This window comes from Paenibacillus sp. sgz302115, from assembly GCF_056120445.1.
This window is the reverse complement of sequence record NZ_JBVYOK010000002.1, coordinates 327,366-346,661: the sequence shown is the minus strand read 5'-3', so window position 1 is coordinate 346,661 and position 19,296 is coordinate 327,366. Positions and strand designations below refer to the sequence as shown.

The window sequence follows — 19,296 nt, the reverse complement described above, 5'->3', positions numbered from 1 at the left end:
GCATATTATAATTGTATGGGGTGAATTTTATGAATAACGCAGCAATTTACCATGATTCCGGCGAGCAATTTTTTAATAACGGCAATTCTATATTTCTAAATTTATGTAGTGAGAGCCCGGAGCCGCACTTACATGTCCATGACTTTATCGAAATTTCATATGTGGCCGCCGGATCAGGTATACATATTCTTGGGGATAACAAGTATGAGGTTTGCAAGGGTGATTTGTTTCTGATCAACTACCATATCCCGCATGAATTCAGATCATTTGCCTCTCCTGCTGCCCCTCCTCTGCAAGTCTATAACTGCGTATTCAAGCCGGATTTTATTGATGTGAATCTTAATGATTATAAGGATTTCAGCGACGTGATCCACTATCTGTCCTTTCGTTCTGTTTTCTCTTTAGAGTCTGATACTATGGATGATCTAAAAATATTAGGCGGGGAAAATCCAGCTATAGAGGCAATTTATAAGAAAATGCTAGTAGAATTCACGAACCAGGAGGACGGATATATTGAAATTCTCAGAGCATACCTTATGGAATTGCTTATTACAATCTTCCGTTCTTTAAAAAAATCGTACAAGACCGATAACAGCAGAATGTCACATCATGCCAAGCTTATAGAAAAATCCATCCAATACCTGAAAGCAAATTACACAATAAGCACAAAGCTTAACGAGCTTGCCTCCCATTCGTTCCTGAGTCCTACTTATTTCTGCAAGCTGTTCAAGGATCATACGGGCATGACAGTTTCAGAGTATGTTCAGAAGCTGAGAATTGAAGAGGCGTGCAATTTGCTTACACATACGGACAACAAAATTATTGTCGTCGCTGGGCAGGTAGGTTATAAAGACATTAAACATTTCAATGAGGTATTCAAGAAACTTACCGGTAAGACTCCAAGTGATTATAAGAAATTACATGGAAGGTGAAATATAGAGTGCACTCTAAGAAAAAGAGAAAGCCGTCGCCAGCGTGCCATTGGTCCGCTAGTGACGGCTTTTCTGTTTATTCTTTTAGCCGGTCTAAAAACCGGTTCGTGGTATTTCCTCAGGCGCTTGAGCGATCGGTTCCATCCGGCCGGACCGGACTTCATACATGTTCCGATGAGCGATGATCATCTGTTCCACCAAAGCCTGATATGGCCGCTGGCAGACATCGACTATCCCGATCTGATAATTCTCCCCGTCAAACCGCCCCAGTACCGTCTGATCGTTAAGCTGAAAATAATGAACACCGATCAGACTTGGTATTGCAGCAGCTTGTTCTACGTAATAGCGGTAAGCGAGCCCCCGGTCCTGCTGGGTAGTCACTGCCCGGATGCCATAAGCCGGCAAGCCGGAATCCGCGGCTCCGAAGTGAAATTCCCCAATCATCACCGGGCGATTAAGCCTGCTGCTGATACGCTCGATAAGCTCCCGGTCCGGTTGAAACTGATAGCAATTGATGCTGAATACATCGAAGGCTTCGCAGCCTTCCAGTAGATCTTCATTGGAAATCCAGGCGTAGCGCATACCCAGATTCAAATGCCGGGGATCAACAGCTTTGCAAGCCCTTGCAGGAATTTCTACATAACGCCTGATCATCATCCGGTTAAATAACGTAAAGTCATTCCTCCGCTCCTCATTACCTTCTGCCGATGCTTTTTGGCTGTCCAAGAGGTCCTGGAAATCATCAAACGAGGATTCCCAAGCTGCGTTCCAGCGCTCGACTGATCCATACTTGTCTTCGAGCCAGGCAATCAGACGGTATTTGGACACAAATGGAACAGCGCTTCGCAGCATCTCCTCCGTCAAATTCAGTCCGTCAACGAAAGCCCACTGCGGTTCGTTCCGCATGAAATAGCCCACCAGTCTCTTGTCTTCCTTAAGCGCAACCAATTGCTTAGCGAACTCCGCCGCACTCTCCTCGTATCCGGGGCTGAAGACGTCCGGGAAATCGCGATAGATTGCCTCTTCCGTCGAAGGAAAGCTGTGCATCGGATAAACATAGGGCAGCTTGGAGCTGGAGATAAAATCCGGATCGGACCAGTTTCCAATCGTGTTGATTCCCCACTCCTTCAATCGCTGCTCCGTCAATTCCCTCCAGCATTCCCGCCACCGCTCCCCGAACGCGCGGATCATGTTGGCGATAAAGGGCGAGTATCCGCTCTTGCTCCACGCATCCTTAAACGGCCCTTCCCGCTCAGGAAGCACGGGCAGCAAATGCTCCATTCCCGTTACCTGCAGCTCGGAAGAAGGCCCGACGCAGTCCATCCCGGCGCTGAATAAAGCGTATCCATCGGGGTCAACAAACCACCAGTTCGCTCCATCGAACTCGGTCCGAAAATACCCGGTAGCCGCAAATTGCAGGTTTTTCCAGCTGCCATAGCTGCCGGTTCCGGTTGGCCCATCGGAATTCCCGCCCCCCTGCCGCGCTCTGGCAAGCTCCTCATTTAATGCAGCTATCATATCCCCGGCAGACTTAGTTTTACCCTGCCACTCCTTCCAGGAGAGCTGCCCCAGCTCATCAATATATTGGCTGGGAGTATACTTGAATTCCGGCTCTTCCCGTGTCAGCCGCAGCCCCGATACTTCGAACCGCCTATCGGCAACCGAAGGAATCGTACAGATCGAGAGTCCTTCAATCCGGCTGCGGTCCACAAAGGAATCTCCCCTGAGTAGTGATTGCAGCACGCCGGGATAACGCTCCAAAAATAGCTTTTCACCGTTTAAAGCCGTCAGCGGCAAGCACAATCGCGTTGTTACACGGGGAAGAACCCCGTAATGAACCGAAACAGAGCGCCCGGCAGTATCCTGAAAATTGAAAATGATAACCAGTACATCGTGGCATTCATGGTAAATATCTGCGGTCAAATATTCGTAGTCCTTCCAAATACCCGGTGCATACTGCGATAACTCCAGAGCTGCGCAGCCCCCCTCTGGAGTTGTTTCCATCTGAAAATGATCCTCCGCAAATGTTGTAATTCTGATTCCTTCGGGAACGCTACGGAATGTACCTGCCAAAGATAATGTCATCTTCTGCTTTGCTCCTCCCATAAAAACTCAGAATAAAACTGCATGTCTAAGCAAATTCACAGTCATTATATAGGGGAATTTTTAACAAGTCGATGCCTTTATCTGAAGAACATATCCAATAGATTCAGGTCATTGCAACTGTGGCCTCAGGATTCATCTAAAATCAATCGGTGCAGCGCCTTAATGCCCTCTTGAATTTGCTCAGAACTAAGGTGACCATAGCCGACAAGGAGCATGTCCCGATGTTCGGTTGGTAAAAGGCAATATTTAGTCAGCGGAGATACCCGTACGCCGGCATTTTTGCATCTATGAGTGAACTGTTCTCCGAATTCAAAACCCGGAAATTGAAGTGCCACATGCAAGCCGGAGGCATCCCCCCAAGGGTATACGGAACTACCAAACGCCGTTTCCAAAGACTTTAACAAGATACTCCGCTTTTCGCCATATAACCGGCGCATATGCTGGACGTGCTTGTCCATTTTCCGCTTTCGCAGGAATTCGGCCAGTGCCGCCTGTTCCAGAATCGGATTTTGAACATCCATGTAGTTACGGTAGTGTCTCCATTTGGCCTGCAACGGTTTTGGCAACACCGCGAAACCCAATCGCAGGGCCGGAAACACCGCTTTGCTGAATGTTCCTACATAAACGACATGAGAGGAATCCATCGAATAAATGGGACTGACGGGAGAACCGCTATAACGGAATTCGCTGTCGTAATCATCCTCAATAACATAGAAATCCTTCTCCATCGCCAAGCGTATCAACGCAGCACGACGGTTCGCCGGAAGAATACCTCCGAGCGGGAACTGGTGGGAGGGTGTAACATAAACCGCTGAAATACTCTTGTCATGAAGGGAGGTTATATCCGCACCCTGGTTGTCAACGGGTAGCCAGTGTAAGGGGTAGCCTTTATCGGAAATAACGGTACGGATTCCTGGATGGGATGGATTTTCCAGTGCAAAGGCATGGCCCTCCTTATGAAGAATAACTACAAGCAGATGAAGCGCTTGTGTCGCTCCCGATGTAATAAATACATCCTTCGGATCGACTTCCATACTTCTGCTTCGCAGGAGCCAAAGGGCAATTTCCTCGCAAAGTGGTTCATAACCTTTTGGCCCGCTATATTCCAGTTGCCGGGTCGGTAGGCTCTCTGCCGCATCACTTATAAATTTATTCCATGCCTGCCACGGAAAAACCGATAAATCTGGTTGGCCGGTTTTGAAATCCCAAAGGATAACAGGCCGTTCTTTTTCCGTTTCCTGTATCTTTTCGCTTCTCTGCACGGATTGTATATAAAGTCCGTCAGCCACGCGGGACGGCGCGCCTTGACGCCTGACGATAAAGCCTTCCGTCCAAAGCATATCGTATGCGTCACAAACTGTATTGCGGGAAACTCCCAAGCCCTTCGCAAGCTCTCTTGTAGATGGTAAAGCTTCTCCCTGATGGATTCGGCCCGTCAGAATACGCTCCTTCAGCGAAAGAAAAATCTGCCGCGCCAAACCAACCTCGCTGTTGTCATGCAATACGATTCCCCACATCGAACTCCCTCCTTCCAACTGGCACCCTATAAATGATACAATACTGGATCTTACGGAAGTCCAGTTGTCACGATACAATTTTAACAGGAGTTGGAATGAATGCAATGCTGAAAGAAGGTCGGGAATGAGGAATATTAAAGGAAAACTATACTTGCTGGGCGCTTTTTCATTGGCAGGGACATCCGTAATTACAGGTCGCATTCTTGCGATGAAATTAAGCAGCTTTACAATAACGGCAATCAGTCTGGGAATCGTTCTTGTTTGTTTATTACCGTTTTACGCAACAAAAGCCGTTCAGACGATACGCATGTTGACAAAAAACGACTGGATTATGATTTTGTTCCAAGCCGTTTTCGGGATTTTTTTGTTTCGCACTTTTTTGCTTTTCGGTGTAAATTTAACCAGTACCGCGGAAGGCGGAATATTGACAGGTACGACACCTGCTATCACATCACTCTTGGCTTTCTTCTTTTTGAAAGAGCGGTTTTCAGGTACAACGGCGTTGGGAATCGGCTGTACTGTCGCGGGCATTATTTTGTTGCAGGGAATCAATCTTTTTTCAGCACAGTTCTCTGCTGCGCATATTTTAGGGAATGTTCTTATTATCTGCGCCGCAGCAAGCGAGTCTACCTTCAATATTATTTCAAGAAAACATAAGGTAACAACACATGATGAATCGGCGGTACAGCTTCATCCAATGGTGCAAACCCTGCTCGTATCAGCTATCGCCCTTGTTTTATCTATCGTCCCAGCGCTTTGTGAACACCCTTTAGCCTCAATACCGGCACTCGGAGGAAAAGAATGGTTTGCTTTGTTTTGGTATGGCTTAGTTGTGACCGCGTTGGCATTTGTGTTCTTTTATGAAGGAGTAAAGCGTTGCGATGCCTACACAACCGCCGCTTTTTCAGGAATGATACCCCTGACTTCGATGCTTTTATCCCTGTTGCTCTTAAAAGAAAAAATAAGTTACGCACAGTGGATTGGGGGTTTTCTCATTGTTTTCAGCATGACGCTGATAGGAAAAAGAAAAGCAAAAAGAAAAGTTAAAGCAGTTCATTTGATCTAATAGATTAACTATTGAAATACAATCAATAAAATTACGGGGAGGATACTATGTTTGCGATTGATAAAGGAATTGGAGAAGCTCTTGCCGGGACAAAAATGGGGATTCTGATAATGAAAAACCTCTCCGTTTCCTGCTCACTTGACGAATCGGAGATTTCTGATAGCTTTGATGAAATACAGCGCAGATACGGCCACTTGGACAGAAAGGAAATAAAGGAACTATACCCGATTAAGGCCTATATAACCTATTATAAAAAATTTGGACACAGTTATCATGTTCTAGCACAACTGGAATCTGTTCTAAAAGGCAAAAAGACATTGCACACAGAATCTGGTTTACTGCAAGCAATGTTCCTATCCGAGCTTGAAAGTATGTTATTGACCGCTGGACATGACCTATCCAAAATACACTCACCCTTACATTTGAAAGTGGCCTCTGGAAATGAGATATATCAATCCATATCGGGCAAAGACGTAACTGCCGTTGAAAACGACCTTATGGTATGCGATGGTAAAGGCGTTATATCCAGTATTATGCGGGGGCCGGACTTTAACAGCCGTATCACCGCATCCACTACCGATGTATTATTTACAATTTATGCGCCGCCGGGAATAGAAGCAGATTATATAGAAGCTGACTTACGTAAGCTGGAAGGAAGAATTAAAGCATTTTCACCTGTCTCCAAGACAGAGGTTTTGCAAGTATTTTCAAAGGATTGCTCACTTTAATTAATAAGGAAAGGGTGTTTATATATGTATTGTATCGGTTTAATCGGGGATTACGATGCGGATGTTGCAGCACATGTGGCTATACCGCTAGCAATTCAATTGGCAGCAGATGAACTGGGTATTCAAGTCAATTTCGAATGGGTTCCAACGCCTTCGTTGGATCAGGATTTCGAACAAAAGTTATCTAAATATCATGCGATTTGGGTCGTCCCTGCCAGTCCTTACCGAAGTATGCAAGGCGCTCTCAACGGTATCCGGTTTGCCCGTGAGCAACAGATTCCCTTTTTAGGTACGTGCGGTGGATTTCAACATATGATCATTGAGTTTGCAAGGAATGTAGCAGGACTTGCTGAAGCAGAGCATGCCGAGGAAAATCCTGACGCCTCGTTGATTTTAGTTGCTCCGCTCTCTTGTTCGGTTAGCGAAAAAACGAATACGTTTAAGCTGACCCCCGGCTCAAAAACGATGGATTTTTATGGCTCTCCTGAAATTGTTGAACAATATGGAATTTGTAATTACGGTTTGAATTCGGAGTATCGCCCTAGGTTAGAAAATGCAGGTTTAAGCATTGCTGGAGTAGACCTTGATGGCGAAGTTCGAATTATGGAACTGGATCGGCATCCTTTTTTTATCGGGACTTTATTTCAACCTGAACGTTCGGCGCTGAAAAATATTACTCATCCGCTGATAAAAGCATTTCTTCGCAAAGCATGTTCAATGTCCGCCGAGGTCAATCTCAAGCATTGAAGGAACACCGAATAACCTCGTCTTGGATGGAACGGGGCTGAACGATGCTTATTTGGAATAGACGCGGCATACAAGCGGTAATGAAGCTGACCAGGGAGCAAGCTTTTCCAACCGAAAACCACAGGCTTAATCGAGCGGCAGGCTCGCTCCCTCATTCGCGACAGCAACAGCAATTTTTTCTTTGGATACGTCTAAACCCACATATTTTGTGACAGACTTCATTGTATAGCTTTCCTTTGCAATGTGGCTCTGTTGTAGGCAGTCCAGCTTAGATTTGGTTTCTTTACTGGACAGTATCGCCAAGATAACCTACGGCAAACGGAGAGCTTATTTTCGTTCATGATGACTTTATATAGGAATTGCTATCATTCGCACCGCCATGTAAGTCCGCCCGGGTAGAGCGATCTGGAAAGTGCCTTCATAGCTATCCTCCAGCCTCTCCACAGTCATGTTCCAGGTATCGAGCAGTTCAACTTTAAAGCGGATGTTTGGTTTCATCTTGAAATCACGGAACTTTGGCTGATTGAACCCGAAATAGAACAGATAGTATTCATCTTCAATTCCTGCACAGGGCAAATCCCAATCGGAAGGCAACGGGTTCAAGCCCTCTGCCGGTCCCTCTTCCATTACACGGCGTAAAAACGCAATACGCGCAGGACTGGTTCCGTAGAGCTGACCGCCTTTGGCCCACCATATTTTATCCTCTGGATGCAGATAAGTTTCACCATGTCCGACATATCCTCCGCGAACGAAGCCTTCCCAGAAGCGCCGGACCATTTCTTGCCCGGTAATGTTTCCCCAACCGTGCTCCACATTCCCTTCATATGCACATTCGTCGATAACTACCGGCTTATTCCATTGTTTTCTCCATTCGTCTGTATTCTCGGCCGTCTTGTATACGTCAACACGTTGAATACTGCAGTGGGTAACCCATGGTTTGTGAAAATCGTAAAATATTGAACCATTGTGGTTAGATATCAGATGGCCATAAGGATCGTTGTCCGTTACAATTTGAGCGAACCGCTCCCAGTCATCAAGGTTTTTGGTCCTAATAAAATCGTATTCATTAGCAAGAGACCACCAAATATGACGATACGCAGAGAGTCTTGCCACAATGTAACGAAGGTATTGATCGTCTGCATCCTTGCCCATTTCAGCGAATCCCCAGCGGTCGTAGGGATGGAACAGAATCAGGTCTGCTTCAATACCAAGCCCGCCGAGATCGGCAATCCTTTCCTCCAAATGCCTAAAAAACGCCGGATTAAACCTGCTATAGTCCCAGCCCTGCTCAAGCAAACCTTCAAACGGAAAGTATACCGGCTCATTGGTGTTATATGAATATGACTTAGGGAATACACACATTCTCAATTTGTTAAATGGATTCGCTTTCAAGGTTGCCAATGTTTGCTGCTCCATGACTTCTCCCTGATGGGTCCATGCATAGCAAGTTGTGCCGAATGGCAGATAACGTGTTCCGTCCTCATAAGCAAAATGAAAAGTATTTTTTACCCGGACCGGTCCGTGGTTTCCTGTCTTTGCAGCTACACATTCGAATACGCCTTCGATTCCATGAAGAGAATGTTCTGTGCTGCTTGTTTTGAACAACCACTTTCCTTCGCTGTCCGGCATGAATCTGATGCAATACACACCTTCTCCATCATAGAACCCGGAGGTTTGAATGGAACGTTCTCCAAAAGTAAATTCTGCGTTCAATGAAACGTCCACAAATGGATTGCCCTGTGCAGGCCCTCCCTGCAGTACAATTTCATATACTCCCCATTTAGACACCTTCTCTGGGATCACAGCGGAGATATTTTCTTGTGTTGTATAAGCCACAATATAAGCTCCTTCCTAGTTTTCTTTAGAATTATGAAAGACCAATAATTAAGCTAAACATAAACTAAATTTTAATGAATTATTCACCACTTTTTTACTCAATAAAATCCTACATCAACTTAAATATATCGTCAATACGGTTGTAATATTAACGACAAAAACCCTAGGAACAGAAAGATACTACTTCCAAACTAAACTTACTAAACTAATTTAATTAGAGGAAAACCAGTGAACATTTTTATCATCATTAGTTGCAAATGCAACATGTATTTATTATCATAAAACAAACTGAATGTATACAATACTTAATTCACAGGAAATTCATTTAACGACAATGTAGTCTAAATTGTGTTTATTCCCAAGAAAGCTTGTTGACGTTATTATGAACAAAGTTGATCGAAGAGTATTTACTTTGATAAATACGATTTATTGGATATAGTCATGGAGGAGCATATTAACAATATGAGTAGTTTTTGTGAGTCAGAGCGGGAAATGGATTGGATTGAATCTTTCACTGTATGGAATATTTAGAAAGTAATTATGCATTTTTTTCTACGGTGTTAACAAGTGAAGGGGCACGGTTTTTCCGCAGCAGATTTATTCAACATAATATCGACGAGTTCAAAAAAGATCTCGATTTAATTCAAGGAAAAAACTCGGGGCAAATTGAAGATGTAGTTGTTGAGTTTGTAGCAAATGCTTATGTGGATATCACAGAATGGTGGATTAAAAATGACATGCCATATCCACCGCAAATCATGGCAAAGCAGATCGGAGCCTTATTGGAGAGAAACCTATAGTAATTCCACCATGTGTAAGCCCTGGTTACTGTTAAAAGCGTTTGTTCAGCGGTCTCCTCAACCCGACTAAAGGGGCCAAGTACTTGTTCAGAGAAAATGACAAGTACTTGGCCCCTTTAAACAGAAAAGCGCTACGGATGTACTTCAATAATGAAAATTACCTATTATTTAATATTCATCGAAATATTCCTGTATTTTTTTAGGATCTGTTGTTTTCGTTAACGCCAGCTGCAGAAGAATTCTGGCTTTTAAAGGGGTGAGTGAATTGCTCCCTACAAAGGAACCACTATCATAAAGATCCTGTCCCGTCGGTTGGAAAAACGATGAGACGAACACTGCTCCTCTGACAGCCCCCATTTGCTTTAACCGGTCCTGCGCCCATGAGGCGCCTGGTTCATTTGCATTTATTAATTTTGTCAAATATTCAATTTCGTTTTGTTCGTTTTCGGAAAGACCCTTTGCTGCGATCTTTTGCATTTCATTACTTGCGGAACCGGCAGGGAAACCTGCTAAGACAATCCCTTGTGCACCGGATTCAATTGCAGCTTTCGCCAAGGCAAGCTCGTTGCTGCCATAAGATTCATACAATACATCGACTTTCGGCAAAGCAGTAAGCTCCGAAATATCAAACTCCGTCTGATACGTATGCTTTATCACTGGCTGCTGATAAAATCTAACTTTGCCAGCCACAATATCTCCCAAATAACCTTGTTCAAGAGATTTGAATGTTTCAGTTGCCCAAGAACTGATCTTGTTAATAAATCTTGCAGCGCCGATCCGGTCATTCATTACAATAAGAACACCTTTGCCCTTTGCATTTGGATCACCAGCTACTTTAATCGCATTGTAAAGGTTCATCGGACCATCGGCACTAAGTGATGAAGCGGGTCTCATGGATCCAACCACAACTACAGGCTTATCGCTTTTCACAACCAGGTTAAGAAAATAGGCAGTTTGTTCTAAAGTTTCTGTTCCATGTGTTACGACGATTCCATCAACATTATCTTGGGCAAGAACTTGATTAATCCGTTTGCCAAGAGCAAGTCTATTGTCGTCATTGATTTCTGTACTGCTGACGTTAATAATCTGTTCCCCGGTTACATTAGCAATTTGCTTAACCTCAGGAACTGCATTTATGAGCTCGGTAACACCATTTGTGACTTGATAGTTCGAAGTATCTGTGTTAGACGAAGCAGTTGATGCAATCGTTCCTCCAGTAGCCAAAATAACAACATTAGGAAGCTTTTTGGCAACCACTGCATCCTCTGCATATACACTAGAAAATGTCAAAGAAAAACTCGCGGTAAAAATTGCAATGATCGTTATAAAACTTAAAATTTTCCGTTTCAATATAATCCCTCTTTTCTAATGTTGAAAAATCTTACATCTGTTTAAGAGACTATCCTCCTTTTCGCCAATTCACGTCATATATAATGACATCTAAAATGATTATATTTAAAATCCCTAAGAATTCAATCGTCATATTTCAGCATTTTGTTGATTAATAGATAAAATCAAACATTATGTACAGAAATAGATGTGAAATATATTGTCATCAGGATATCTTCAAACTGAGATCAGCATAGATGGCATGAACTCGTTATATTTATGTTTTAGTTAACAAATTCCCGTGATTTGTTGATTAATCAATAAAATCGAATAAATTAACGATTGTATTACTGATATTTTTTCAATAAATTATAGAAGCACCAGTCGTATTTTAATTATTTTTGAAAGGATGGTATTTAAAATGCCTAACTATATTTTTGAGCTAAGCGATAAGGTAACAAGAAAGTCGGTTTCCTACAAAAACAGATTTGGAATCCAAATAGCAGCCGATCTTTATTTGCCTAAAAACTTCGATGAGTCAAAAAAACATGCCGCCATTATTGTAGGCGCACCCTATGGCGGGGTTAAAGAGCAGGGTTCGGGTATCTATGCTCAAAACCTAGCAGTACGTGGTTTTGTTGCTCTTGCATTTGACCCGTCTTTCAACGGATACAGCGGCGGTGAGCCACGGCATCTCTCCTCGCCCGATCTGTTCGTAGAAGATTTCAGTGCAGCCGTAGACTATGTAGGTACACGTCCATTTGTTGATAGAAACCGAATTGGTGCCGTCGGGATGTGTGGTAGTGGTGGTTTTGCAATTAGTGCAGCTCAAGTAGATAGACGCATTAAAGCAGTTGCCACCGTAAGTATGTACGATATGTCCCGTGTTACACGCAACGGGTTTAAAGACTCATTAACTGAAGAAGACCGGAATAAAATGCTCGATGCTATTGCCGAGCAACGGTACCTGGACTTTGAAGGCAACCCGCCAGCACTGACCGATCGGGGAGCGCCTATTGGATTCGACGAAAATACAGACCCTATTGGCCGTGAGTTTGGCGAATTCTATTCTGCACCTCGTGGATATCATCCGAATTCAATTACTCAATTTACCGTGACAAGTGGCATGGCATTTATGAATTTCCCTTTGCTGACATACATTAAATCAATTTCACCACGGCCGATTTTGTTCATCATTGGCGAGCAAGCTCACTCACGTTACTTTAGCGAAGATGCTTACGAATTGGCAGCAGATCCAAAAGAGCTTTACATTGTTCCAAATGCTGGACATGTTGATTTGTATGACAATACGGATTTAATTCCATTCGAAAAAATAGGAGCATTCTTTAGCGAGAATATGAAGTAACCAACTAACACAATAATCCCGTTTCTTTCTATAAGAGACGGGATATATTTTACTTGAGCTTTGATGTTAAATAACCATTTGGATTTTTTCGGAAAATGGGGGTTGCTTTTTTGACTAAACGTAATAATCTATTGATCTTCATATTAACCATAGGAGTATTTGGAATTCTAAATACTGAAATGGGTGTAATCGGTATATTACCTTCAATTGCTGAGCAATTTAATGTGAGTATAACTCAAGCAGGGTTGTTGGTAAGCCTTTTCGCCCTTGGTATTGCCATATCCGGTCCAATCTTACCGTTATTATTTTCGGGGATAAATCGCAAAAAGGTCATGCTGCTTGTACTAGGGGTTTTTGTTATTGCAAATATAGTATCCTTATTTACACCTAACTTTACCTTTCTATTAATTGCTCGTATTATTCCAGCCTTTTTTCATCCCGTATACTGTTCTTTGGCATTTACAGTTGCCTCTACCTCAGTAAGTAAAGAAGAAGCTCCTAGAGCTGTGTCTAAAGTATTTATAGGAGTATCTGCTGGTATGGTAGCTGGTGTGCCAATTGCAAGCTTTATTAATAGCGCTGTTTCGTATGAAATGGCGATGGCATTCTTTGCAATTGTAAACGCCATTGTATTCATTGCTACTATAGTATTCATTCCCTCCATGCCTGTTGAAGAAAGAGTTCCAGTTAATGCACAATTTCCTGTACTAAAAAAGCCCATTATCTGGGTCTCCATCGTTACTGTCATTTTATTAAATGCGTCCATATTTGGGGTTTATAGTTATATCACTGAATATTTAATTGATGTAACGAAAATGCCTCCTAATAACATAAGTTTAACTTTATTTATTTTCGGTGGAGCTAATATTGTTGGAAACATCGTCACTGGAAAGGCACTTACCCATAGTCCTGCTAAATCTATAATATTATTCCCTTTGTTTTTGGTTGTTGTTTACGTTATTTTATTCTTCACAGGACAATCTACTGTTCCAATGTTATTTACAACTTTAATTTGGGGAGTGTTAGCTGGAGGGATAATGGCTAATATTAATCAATATTTGATTGCATCTTCTGCTCCAGAAGCACCTGATTTTGCTAATGGATTATTCATATCAGCCTGTAACGTCGGAACAACATTGGGTGCATCTGTAGGCGGGTTATTTATTTCAGAGCTGGGTACAAAATATGTAATATTGGTAGGAATATTATCGCTAATAATTAGTTTGATAACTATTTTTTATAGAAATATTATGTATAATTCCACAAAACAATTTTCTCTATAAGGTTAACTAAGTTATCCTTTAACTCTTACTGGCTGGCACAACTCAGTACATTTCTTGCATTCCTTTTCAGGATGGTTATGATAGGGTTAGAAGTTATACCATCAAATGACCACACCATTGGAGTGAAAGCGATGATCCATATACTGGTTGCAGAAGATGACCGGCATGCCAGAAGACTGCTTGAGGCCGTGCTGAAACGTGAAGGGTACCTGGTTTCCACCGCCGAAGACGGGGCACGGGCAATGGAAGTGCTCGAACAGCAGCATATCGACCTGATCATTCTTGATATTATGATGCCGAATATGGACGGGTATGAGTTCGCCAAGGAGCTCCGGGATGCCGGCAGCCAGATTCCCATTCTGATGGCTACGGCCAAGCATCTTCCTGAGGACAAAAAGAAGGGCTTCCGCCTCGGGACCGACGATTATATGACGAAGCCGATTGATACCGAGGAAATGCTGCTGCGGATTCAGGCCTTGCTCCGCCGTTCCCAGATCGCAAATGCCCGTAAGCTGGTTGTAGGCAAGGTGATTCTGGATTATGATGCCTTGACGGTTACACGGGACGAGGAGAAACAGACCCTTCCGCAAAAAGAGTTCTACCTGCTGTACAAGCTGCTGTCCTATCCGGACCGCATCTTCACCCGTATCCAGCTGATGGATGAAATCTGGGGGATGCAAAGTGAGAGCACGGACACCACAGTCAATGTGCATATCAACCGTCTGCGGAAGCGGTTCGAAGGGTATCCCGAATTCGAATTGGTGTCTGTCCGCGGCCTCGGCTATAAGGCGGTGCGGAATCCATGAGCAGACTGGGTGCAAGAATCAAAGAGAAAATCACCCTGCCGTTCCTGTTTTCACTGATGGTATGCGTTATTTTCCTAATCACCGTTGTGATCACCGGTATATTGTTCTTTCTGGCCCATTTCTTCGGGCTGCTCAATAATGAAATCGCCCAGGGCGGAATTGTGCTGCCCATCATGATTTTGTTATCCTGCATCATTATCGGAACCGCGATCTCCGGCTTAGCCAGCCGCAAAATGGTTCAGTCGATCCGGGAGTTTATTGATGCAACCAAGCGGCTGGCCGCCGGCGATTTCTCCACGCGCCTGTATTTGAAGAGTCCTCCTGAGTACCGGATTCTGTCTGAGAATTTTAACCGGATGGCAGAGGAGCTCGGCGGTATTGAGATATTGCGTACCGATTTCGTGAACAATTTCTCCCATGAATTCAAGACACCGATTGTCTCAATCAAAGGCTTTGCCGAAATCCTGAAGCATGACGACCTCTCCAGAGAAGAACGGAATGAATATCTGGATATCGTCATTGAGGAATCCGCCAGACTGGCCTCCTTGGCCTCAAATGTGCTGGAGCTGTCGAAGATTGAGACACAGACTATTCTGACAGATAAGCAAAAAGTGAATATCGGAGAACAGATCCGCCAGTGTGTGCTGCTGCTGGCCGCCAAAATCGAAAAAAAACATGTATCGCTCGATCTCACCCTGCATGATTATTCCCTATCCGGCAATAAAGAGCTGCTCAATCAGGTCTGGCTTAATCTGCTGGATAATGCGGTCAAGTTCACACCGGAGCATGGAACAATCACAATCGGGATGAAGCGGACGGCAGAATCGCTGGAGGTGGTGTTCCGTGACACCGGCAGCGGGATTGATCCGGAGGCCGTCCCCAGAATCTTCGATAAATTCTACCAGGCGGATACGTCCCACTCGGCAGCCGGCAATGGACTCGGCCTGACCATCGTACAGCGAATCATTAGCCTGCACGGCGGCAAGGTTGCTTGCGAGAGTACACCTTCCGAAGGAACAGCATTTATCGTCATACTGCCGTCTGGAGTATAAAATAACCCCACAAAGTGAGGCTTTAGCTTCGAAGCCTTGTCAGGTACTTTGCGGGGACCTCAGAAACATAAAGCTTTGAAAGAACCGCGAGGTTTTTTCAAAGCTTTTTCTATTTTTCAGAAAAGTTAACTTTCAGTTTATGTTGTTCCGGTACCATACATATATCATCACACAAAGGAGTCAGACTTATGGTCAAAATACTCAAGTACTTAAACCCGAAGGAATGGGCTCTCTTCGGCGTCAGCATCCTTTTTATCGTTGCCCAGGTATGGCTCGATCTCGAATTACCCGATTATATGAGTGAAATTACCCGGCTGGTTCAGACACCGGGAAGCGAAATGAGCGAGATTATGGCTACCGGCGGCTGGATGCTGCTGTGTGCGCTCGGCAGTCTGGCGACCTCGATTGTTGTTGCCGGCATCGCGGCCCGGATCGCGGCCAATTTCTCGGCCCGGCTGCGCTCCAAGCTGTTCGATAAGGTGCAGTCCTTCTCCATGGAGGAGATCAACAGCTTCTCAACAGCCAGCCTGATTACCCGTTCGACCAACGATATTACCCAGGTGCAGATGCTGATTGTTATCGGTCTGCAGTTGCTGGTGAAAGCCCCGATCCTTGCAGTGTGGGCAATGCTTAAGATTACCGGCAAGAGCTGGCAATGGTCGCTGACGACCGGTATTGCCGTCGGAGTGCTTATCCTGATCGTCGGGATCTGTGTCGTGCTCGTGCTGCCGAAGTTCCAGAAGCTGCAGCAGCTGACCGATAACCTGAACCGGGTATCCAGAGAGAATCTGACCGGACTGCGCGTTATCCGTGCTTATAATGCGGAAGGCTATCAGGAGGATAAGTTCAGCGGAGCCAATGATGAGCTTACCCGGACGAACCTGTTCGCGAACAGTGTACTGGCGGTACTTATGCCGAGTATTACCATGATTATGAGCGGTCTGAGCCTTGCTATTTATTGGGTAGGTGCGGGACTGATCCAATCTGCCAATATGCCTGACAAAATGGGCACGTTCTCCGATATGATCGTTTTCTCCTCCTATGCGATTCAGGTGGTTATGGCCTTTATGATGCTGATTATGATCTTCATTCTGATGCCCCGCGCCCATGTCGCGGCCAAACGGATCAACGAAGTGCTGGATACCAAGCCAAGACTGACGAACGGATCGCTGACTGCTTCGCCTTCCAAGCTTGCCGGTGAGGTGGAATTCAGAAATGTCAGCTTTAAATATCCCGATGCGGATGATTATGTCATTAAAGATATCAGCTTTACCGCCAAAAAAGGTGAAACCGTCGCTTTCATTGGCTCGACCGGCTGCGGCAAAAGCACCGTTGTCAACTTGATCCCCCGCTTCTATGATGCAACCGAAGGTGAGGTGCTCGTCGACGGGATGAACGTTAATCAGTACGAACAGAGCGCACTCCGCAACAAGATGGGCTATGTCTCACAAAAAGCGGTGCTGTTCGGCGGCACAGTATCGTCCAATATCGCCTTCGGCGACAACGGCAGTGACATTTCTGCTGAAGTGGTGGACGCCGTATATACTTCCCAGGCTTCAGATTTCGTAGAGAAAATGGATGGAAGCTATGATGCGCACATTGCCCAGGGCGGTTCCAATCTGTCCGGCGGCCAGAAGCAGCGGCTGTCCATTGCCCGGGCCGTCGCCCGCCGTCCGGAAATTCTGATCTTCGACGATTCCTTCTCCGCGCTGGATTATAAGACGGACCGCAAACTGCGCAGCGAGCTGAAAAAAGGATCCCACGGAACCACGATGCTGATTGTCGCCCAGCGGATCGGTACCATTAAGGATGCGGATAAGATCATCGTGCTGGAAGACGGCCGCATTGCCGGCATAGGCACACATGAGGAATTAATGGACAACTGCAGCGTCTATCAAGAAATTGCTTATTCGCAGCTGTCTAAGGAGGAGTTGGCATAATGTCTGCAAACAACAAACAACCCGGCACCTGGAGCAAGCTTCTCCGCTATTGCCGCAAATATATTCCAGTAGTACTCATTGCCGTAATCAGTGCAGCTATCGGGACAGTGCTTACCCTGCTCGGTCCGGATCAGCTCTCGGAGATGACCGACCTGATTACCAAGGGCATCGCCACCGGAATCGACTTGGATGCAGTGGCTTCTATCGGATTTTACCTAATCATTATCTATGGGATCAGCGCTGTACTGTCTCTAACACAGGGGCTCATTATGGCGAATGTGACACAGAAAGTCTCCAAACGGTTAAGAGCCGATCTGGCCCACAAAATGAACAGGCTCCCGATCTCCTACTACAATAAATCAACGACCGGCGATATTCTCTCCCGGGTAACCAATGATGTGGATACCATCGGGCAAGCGATGAATCAGAGCGTAGGTATGCTGGTCACCGCGATCTCGCTGTTCATCGGGTCGATCGTCATGATGCTCAAGACGAATTGGATCATGACTGTTACAGCAATCGTCGCAACAGTCATCGGCTTTGGTCTGATGATGGTTATTATGAAGCAATCCCAGAAGTATTTTCAGAGCCAGCAAGAATACTTGGGTAAAATCAACGGTCATGTAGAAGAAGTCTACACTGGACACACCGTTGTAAAAGCCTACAATGCCGAAGCGCAGATGCGCGGCGCATTTGAAGATTTGAACGGAAACCTGAAAAACAGTGCATTCAAGGCCCAGTTCCTCTCCGGTCTGATGATGCCGATCATGATGTTTATCGGGAATCTGGGCTTCGTGGCCGTCTGTGTGGTTGGTGCTATACTGGCGTCGAACGGAGACATTTCCTTCGGGGTCATCGTCGCTTTCATGATGTACGTCCGGTTCTTTACGCAGCCGCTCTCGCAGATTGCCCAGGCTGCGCAGAGCCTGCAATCCGCTTCGGCGGCCGGCAAACGCGTCTTTGAATTCCTGGAAGCCGAGGAAATGGACGATGAGAGCCAGAAGACGGTACGGCTGGAAGCCGCAACCGGCAGAGTGAAATTCGAACACGTGAAATTTACCTATGAGGGTACGGACAAACCGGTCATCAAGGACTTCTCCACCGAGGTTCAGCCCGGTCAAAAAATCGCCATTGTCGGACCTACCGGCGCCGGCAAAACTACGCTCGTCAATCTGCTCATCCGTTTCAATGAACTGACCGGCGGCGAGATTTACATCGACGATACTCCAATCAGCAGCCTGACCCGGGAGAACATCCATGACCAGTTCTGTATGGTGCTGCAGGACACCTGGCTGTTTGAAGGTACAATCCGCGAGAATCTGGTGTATAATCAGACCGGTATTACCGAACAGGAGATTCAGGATGCCTGCAAGTCGGTGGGCCTGCACCATTTCATCCAGACCTTGAGCGCCGGCTACGATACAGTATTGAACGACAAAGTCAATTTGTCAGCCGGACAAAAGCAGCAGCTCACCATTGCCCGCGCCATGCTCAAAAATGCGCCGATGCTCATTCTCGACGAGGCGACCAGCTCGGTCGATACCCGGACAGAGCTGCTGATCCAGCAGGCGATGGACCGGCTCATGGAAGGCCGAACCTCCTTCGTCATCGCCCACCGGCTCTCGACCATCAAGAATGCCGATGTCATTCTCGTGCTGAAGGACGGCGACATTCTGGAGAGCGGCAGCCACAGCGAGCTGCTGGCCAAGAACGGCTTCTACGCCGAGCTATATAACAGCCAATTCGAGCAGGCTTCTTAATAGCGCTGATCGTAGTTAACTGGACATC

14 protein-coding genes and 1 pseudogene are annotated in these 19,296 nt (G+C 45.4%); 11 read left to right on the top strand and 4 right to left on the bottom strand.

All coding sequences use genetic code 11. The features are described 5' to 3' along the window. The first annotated feature begins 29 nt into the window (after nt 1–29). Nucleotides 30–932, top strand: coding sequence for a helix-turn-helix domain-containing protein (locus tag AC0LWN_RS07070; protein ID WP_474663859.1), 903 nt, complete (start codon nt 30–32; stop codon nt 930–932). Nucleotides 933–1,025: 93 nt separating this feature from the next. Here AC0LWN_RS07070 and AC0LWN_RS07065 read toward each other — a convergent pair whose 3' ends face one another. Together AC0LWN_RS07065 and pdxR are read right to left on the bottom strand one after the other, a co-directional pair. Further along, nucleotides 1,026–3,017 carry a beta-galactosidase gene (locus AC0LWN_RS07065; protein WP_474663858.1) on the bottom strand — a complete coding sequence of 664 codons (1,992 nt, stop codon included), beginning with the start codon at nt 3,015–3,017 and terminating at the stop codon, nt 1,026–1,028. Between the two features lie 146 nt (nt 3,018–3,163). Then, nucleotides 3,164–4,555 (bottom strand): MocR-like pyridoxine biosynthesis transcription factor PdxR, encoded by a 1,392-nt coding sequence (pdxR, locus tag AC0LWN_RS07060; protein ID WP_474663857.1) that lies wholly within the window; start codon nt 4,553–4,555, stop codon nt 3,164–3,166. A gap of 124 nt (nt 4,556–4,679) precedes the next feature. Here pdxR and AC0LWN_RS07055 point away from each other — a divergent pair, with 124 nt between their 5' ends. From AC0LWN_RS07055 to AC0LWN_RS07045, 3 genes are read left to right on the top strand one after another with little or no spacing between them, the layout of a single operon-like run. Beyond that, complete coding sequence (locus tag AC0LWN_RS07055; protein ID WP_474663856.1) at nt 4,680–5,621, top strand: DMT family transporter; 942 nt, start codon at nt 4,680–4,682, stop codon at nt 5,619–5,621. 47 nt (nt 5,622–5,668) lie between these two features. Beyond that, the gene (locus tag AC0LWN_RS07050) at nt 5,669–6,349 is read left to right on the top strand and encodes a phenylalanine--tRNA ligase beta subunit-related protein (protein WP_474663855.1); all 681 of its coding nucleotides are present in this window, start codon (nt 5,669–5,671) and stop codon (nt 6,347–6,349) included. Nucleotides 6,350–6,373: 24 nt separating this feature from the next. After that, on the top strand, nt 6,374–7,096 hold the full coding sequence (locus AC0LWN_RS07045; protein ID WP_474663854.1) for a CTP synthase C-terminal region-related (seleno)protein: 723 nt from the start codon (nt 6,374–6,376) through the stop codon (nt 7,094–7,096). Between the two features lie 348 nt (nt 7,097–7,444). Here the strand turns inward: AC0LWN_RS07045 and AC0LWN_RS07040 are convergent, their stop codons facing one another. Then, complete coding sequence (locus tag AC0LWN_RS07040) at nt 7,445–8,932, bottom strand: DUF5605 domain-containing protein (protein ID WP_474663853.1); 1,488 nt, start codon at nt 8,930–8,932, stop codon at nt 7,445–7,447. A 408-nt stretch (nt 8,933–9,340) separates the two neighbouring features. Between AC0LWN_RS07040 and AC0LWN_RS07035 the strand changes: the two are divergent. Then, nucleotides 9,341–9,732, top strand: a pseudogene (locus tag AC0LWN_RS07035) (TetR-like C-terminal domain-containing protein); the annotation flags it as partial. Between the two features lie 168 nt (nt 9,733–9,900). Here AC0LWN_RS07035 and AC0LWN_RS07030 read toward each other — a convergent pair. After that, the gene (locus AC0LWN_RS07030; RefSeq protein WP_474663852.1) at nt 9,901–11,082 is read right to left on the bottom strand and encodes a type II asparaginase; all 1,182 of its coding nucleotides are present in this window, start codon (nt 11,080–11,082) and stop codon (nt 9,901–9,903) included. Between the two features lie 400 nt (nt 11,083–11,482). On the opposite strand from AC0LWN_RS07030, the gene AC0LWN_RS07025 reads away from it, so the two are divergent. From AC0LWN_RS07025 to AC0LWN_RS07000, 6 genes are all read left to right on the top strand, one after another. Next, on the top strand, nt 11,483–12,427 hold the full coding sequence (locus AC0LWN_RS07025; RefSeq protein ID WP_474663851.1) for an alpha/beta hydrolase: 945 nt from the start codon (nt 11,483–11,485) through the stop codon (nt 12,425–12,427). A gap of 110 nt (nt 12,428–12,537) precedes the next feature. Further along, on the top strand, nt 12,538–13,710 hold the full coding sequence (locus AC0LWN_RS07020) for an MFS transporter (RefSeq protein ID WP_474663850.1): 1,173 nt from the start codon (nt 12,538–12,540) through the stop codon (nt 13,708–13,710). A 131-nt stretch (nt 13,711–13,841) separates the two neighbouring features. Beyond that, nucleotides 13,842–14,516: a response regulator transcription factor gene (locus tag AC0LWN_RS07015; RefSeq protein WP_474663849.1), complete on the top strand. Its 675-nt coding sequence runs from the start codon at nt 13,842–13,844 to the stop codon at nt 14,514–14,516. Then, a complete protein-coding gene (locus AC0LWN_RS07010; protein ID WP_474663848.1) occupies nt 14,513–15,568 on the top strand; it encodes a sensor histidine kinase in 1,056 nt (351 codons plus the stop codon). The genes AC0LWN_RS07015 and AC0LWN_RS07010 overlap by 4 nt, the downstream gene beginning before the upstream one ends. Before the next feature lie 188 nt (nt 15,569–15,756). Beyond that, nucleotides 15,757–17,508: an ABC transporter ATP-binding protein gene (locus tag AC0LWN_RS07005; protein ID WP_474663847.1), complete on the top strand. Its 1,752-nt coding sequence runs from the start codon at nt 15,757–15,759 to the stop codon at nt 17,506–17,508. Continuing rightward, nucleotides 17,508–19,268 (top strand): ABC transporter ATP-binding protein, encoded by a 1,761-nt coding sequence (locus AC0LWN_RS07000; protein WP_474663846.1) that lies wholly within the window; start codon nt 17,508–17,510, stop codon nt 19,266–19,268. The genes AC0LWN_RS07005 and AC0LWN_RS07000 overlap by 1 nt, the downstream gene beginning before the upstream one ends. Nucleotides 19,269–19,296: the final 28 nt, after the last annotated feature.

What these genes read in the sequence shown, in the direction of transcription:
- AC0LWN_RS07050 (WP_474663855.1), top strand. Translation starts at nt 5,669, where the DNA reads ATGTTTGCGATTGATAAAGGAATTGGAGAAGCTCTTGCCGGGACAAAA.
- AC0LWN_RS07015 (WP_474663849.1), top strand. Translation starts at nt 13,842, where the DNA reads ATGATCCATATACTGGTTGCAGAAGATGACCGGCATGCCAGAAGACTG.
- pdxR (WP_474663857.1), bottom strand. Translation starts at nt 4,555, where the DNA reads ATGTGGGGAATCGTATTGCATGACAACAGCGAGGTTGGTTTGGCGCGG.
- AC0LWN_RS07010 (WP_474663848.1), top strand. Translation starts at nt 14,513, where the DNA reads ATGAGCAGACTGGGTGCAAGAATCAAAGAGAAAATCACCCTGCCGTTC.
- AC0LWN_RS07000 (WP_474663846.1), top strand. Translation starts at nt 17,508, where the DNA reads ATGTCTGCAAACAACAAACAACCCGGCACCTGGAGCAAGCTTCTCCGC.
- AC0LWN_RS07025 (WP_474663851.1), top strand. Translation starts at nt 11,483, where the DNA reads ATGCCTAACTATATTTTTGAGCTAAGCGATAAGGTAACAAGAAAGTCG.
- AC0LWN_RS07065 (WP_474663858.1), bottom strand. Translation starts at nt 3,017, where the DNA reads ATGACATTATCTTTGGCAGGTACATTCCGTAGCGTTCCCGAAGGAATC.
- AC0LWN_RS07055 (WP_474663856.1), top strand. Translation starts at nt 4,680, where the DNA reads ATGAGGAATATTAAAGGAAAACTATACTTGCTGGGCGCTTTTTCATTG.
- AC0LWN_RS07045 (WP_474663854.1), top strand. Translation starts at nt 6,374, where the DNA reads ATGTATTGTATCGGTTTAATCGGGGATTACGATGCGGATGTTGCAGCA.
- AC0LWN_RS07005 (WP_474663847.1), top strand. Translation starts at nt 15,757, where the DNA reads ATGGTCAAAATACTCAAGTACTTAAACCCGAAGGAATGGGCTCTCTTC.
- AC0LWN_RS07070 (WP_474663859.1), top strand. Translation starts at nt 30, where the DNA reads ATGAATAACGCAGCAATTTACCATGATTCCGGCGAGCAATTTTTTAAT.